Consider the following 2,992-nt stretch of genomic DNA (forward strand, 5'->3'; position numbering starts at 1 on the left):
GTGTCGGATGGAAACATCCGACACCACTATTACCCCACAGCTAATTCACCATCTGCGAAATCACAATCTGGTTATTCTCGGTATCGACTGTTATTACATTATATACCGGGGCACCCTCGTAAGGTTCAGCGACTTTGAGTACTTGTCCGCCATATTTTTTTATGCGTTCTACAGCTTCCGTGTAATTATCCACTTCAATGATCAGCATTGTTTCTTTCCGCTCCGTTTTTTGTCCATAGCTTGTCAGCGCTATAGCACCGTGATCACACTCGAGGTTAGACCAGAAGCCGGATTTGTTTCTCACCCGGAAATCGAACGCCTGCGTATAGAAATTAATTGCTCTGTCCATATCCTGAACAAACAACACGTGCATTACTCCGAGGGTTTTCATATAGTATAGGGTTAATTTTTGAAAGGCTTAACGAACTTACAGAAAAATCTCAGAATTAATCCGGATTTTTATTCCATGAAACAACGGCATCTTCTTTTTGTGTTGGCAGGTATAGCAGCGGCACTTGCTTCATGTACAAGCTCATCGATCATCACCCATGCACTGCCGGGCAGTCAGTCGGGCTACTGTGCTCCTTCCGTTTCGCTTGCGCATCGATATTTACCACTTGCTAATTTTGATTCACTGAAGCATACAGATATAGTGTTGGCTAGTCAGTTATCCGAACACGACCTGCTGATGGCAAATGCCCTTGGTATAGCACCTTTGCTGTCGCGGCTGGTTCGTGATACTTCTGCAACGCAGAGAGTACACTATATAAATCTCGCGAACGAGATTCAGAACAGGCTGCTGCTGGCAGCATCTGAAATTGATGGTATAGCCGCGGAGCTGGATTGTGAAGGCGAGCGCTCCGAACAACTTGCACACTATCTCGATAACCTGAATAACAAACGCAACAATCGTCTTACAGCGGCTTCCATTATTATTGGCGCTGCCATTACCGTTACCACGGCAGCCGTAAGTAACTCGGATGCACAAAACGCTATCGGTATCAGTGGCGGACTGGTTACAGCCGGGTTGGGAGCTTTGATCCTGAACCCTGCAGGCAAAAAGATACAGATGGATTATACCCATCGTAATATACTGCACGACATCTGGTATACGCCATCGACCTCGGCTATATATACTCCGTTTGTATGGTATATGCTGAACGAAAAGAAATTCAGCAACAGCCACCAGGTATCGCTGGCGCAAAGCATCCGCACACGCTGGACGAATTTTGAATTTGCCGGCAAGCTTACTGCTTCTCGTGAAAAACTGCTGTTTGATACCGGTGGTATATATACCGCAGAAGACCTCCATACACGGGCCGCGCTGCTCAACCAGTTGCAATCAACGATACGTTCCATCCACCAGGACATGCAAAGTCTGCATGCTTCGGTGAGCATGCTCCTGCAAAAGCAGGATTGAATGACAACAAAAGAATAACGTAGAATATAGGAGGCTTATATGTACCTTTGCCGCATGAGAAAAATTTCTATCCCCGGCATAGCGCTCGTGCTTCTCGCAGGAGCAGCGCTTATCACCGGCTGCGCACGGCAGTCAGACAAGACAAACGATGTTAATGCATTGATCATGAACAAGAAGTATACAAGCACATTCAAGTTTAAACCTTGCGATAAAATTATTCTGACGTATTACGACCGCATGTCAGATCAGCGCGACAGTATACCCCCGCACAAAACATCAACCATCACCGATCACGCTACCATTAACCGCATACTTGCTTTAACTGATAAACTCCCCGACAAGGGCGATATCATGATTAAGATGGGAGACGTATCCATTCTCGAAACAACCTTGGTATACCCGGACAGCGTAGTATACTTTACCTACTACGAAAGCCGCGTTAAAACTCCGGATACTTCTTTTTATTCTGAGCGACCACAGGAAGAAAAAGTATTGTATGAGCTGCTCATATCTACTCTTAATCAATAGTATAGCAGTATGGTGTTCTACCTCGTAATCGGGTTTGTTGCCCTGTGCGCCATTTCCTACCTGATAATTGCAATTATCTTTTACAAAGCCATGAAAGTAAACCAGGCCGATTCAAGTTCGCAGGAACAAGCGTCTGTCAAGCCGCAGGCATCGCGGATACCTCCGCGTATGGAACAGGCCGCTGCTATACAGGCAGGCGTATACTATGTATTACCGGTGGAAGAAAATGGCATCACCTACGATGTTATACAGGTGGACACAACGGAGCCGCCAGGCGAAACACATGCCGTGCAGGCCACCACGGCTTCCGGAGAAATTCGCTGGACTACCACGATCTACTCCCGCTCCTATATACCTCACCTGGAAACGGATGTACAACAGGTATTCGCGGTAGACCTATATATTGAGCAAGACTATATCTGTGTGAAGCTGGAGCATCGGCCCGTGATCCGCATTCATAAACAAAGCGGTATTATTCAGGCATAATTTCACAGCAATAAAAACAGTGCGTCAGAAAGAGACGCACTGTTCATTTATATCAGCTATATACTTGCCACAAAGGGTGACTTACGTATATAGCGATCATCGCTCAGTTGTTCGATAATTATATTCGCCAGGTCTGCAACACGGATCCTGCTTCCCGGGCAATCATAGAGATCGATCTTTACGCTGCCTGTCTCTGTTGTGACTTCGATACGCGGAATACGAAGTAACGTCCAATCCATAGCGCTGTTTGAAAGCAAAGTATATTCCTGTTGCTTTTCAGCGATCACTGTGGGGAACATCCATCGCATCAGTCGCGACATGAGTCTTGTTCTGAAACTTTTACGATCGCCCGGCACATCAATCGACAATCCTGTCACCTGTATATACCGCTGTATATTTCCGTAACGCATAGCTTGCAATACATGGGTTATACTTCGCACCAAAACAGGCGGTTCATCTTTTCGTTGCCCGAGTGTGCTGATTACAACGGTGCAATCCTGCAACAATAATTGTATATCGCCATACGAAGTAGCATCGCCCTGCACTACTTCCAGTAAA

General features: G+C 46.1%; 5 protein-coding genes. 3 read left to right on the top strand and 2 right to left on the bottom strand.

Translation table 11 applies throughout. The features are described 5' to 3' along the window. Positions 1–40: 40 nt before the first annotated feature. Positions 41–391 carry a VOC family protein gene (locus VIN08_RS25715; RefSeq protein WP_331971799.1) on the bottom strand — a complete coding sequence of 117 codons (351 nt, stop codon included), beginning with the start codon at positions 389–391 and terminating at the stop codon, positions 41–43. 75 nt (positions 392–466) lie between these two features. Between VIN08_RS25715 and VIN08_RS25720 the strand changes: the two genes are divergently transcribed. The 3 genes from VIN08_RS25720 to VIN08_RS25730 are packed head-to-tail and all read left to right on the top strand — an operon-like array spanning position 467 to position 2,434. Continuing rightward, positions 467–1,420: a hypothetical protein gene (locus VIN08_RS25720; RefSeq protein ID WP_331971802.1), complete on the top strand. Its 954-nt coding sequence runs from the start codon at positions 467–469 to the stop codon at positions 1,418–1,420. Positions 1,421–1,474: 54 nt separating this feature from the next. After that, a complete protein-coding gene (locus tag VIN08_RS25725; RefSeq protein ID WP_331971804.1) occupies positions 1,475–1,948 on the top strand; it encodes a hypothetical protein in 474 nt (157 codons plus the stop codon). A gap of 9 nt (positions 1,949–1,957) precedes the next feature. After that, on the top strand, positions 1,958–2,434 hold the full coding sequence (locus VIN08_RS25730) for a hypothetical protein (protein ID WP_331971807.1): 477 nt from the start codon (positions 1,958–1,960) through the stop codon (positions 2,432–2,434). A gap of 56 nt (positions 2,435–2,490) precedes the next feature. On the opposite strand, the gene VIN08_RS25735 is transcribed toward VIN08_RS25730, so the two are convergent. Further along, positions 2,491–2,992 (bottom strand): NAD(P)-dependent oxidoreductase (locus tag VIN08_RS25735; RefSeq protein WP_331971810.1); only part of this gene is annotated, 502 nt, incomplete at its 5' end.

The organism is Ohtaekwangia sp., assembly GCF_036568665.1.
Lineage (GTDB): Bacteria > Bacteroidota > Bacteroidia > Cytophagales > Cyclobacteriaceae > Ohtaekwangia.

What these genes read in the sequence shown, in the direction of transcription:
- VIN08_RS25715 (WP_331971799.1), bottom strand. Translation starts at nt 391, where the DNA reads ATGAAAACCCTCGGAGTAATGCACGTGTTGTTTGTTCAGGATATGGAC.
- VIN08_RS25720 (WP_331971802.1), top strand. Translation starts at nt 467, where the DNA reads ATGAAACAACGGCATCTTCTTTTTGTGTTGGCAGGTATAGCAGCGGCA.
- VIN08_RS25725 (WP_331971804.1), top strand. Translation starts at nt 1,475, where the DNA reads ATGAGAAAAATTTCTATCCCCGGCATAGCGCTCGTGCTTCTCGCAGGA.
- VIN08_RS25730 (WP_331971807.1), top strand. Translation starts at nt 1,958, where the DNA reads ATGGTGTTCTACCTCGTAATCGGGTTTGTTGCCCTGTGCGCCATTTCC.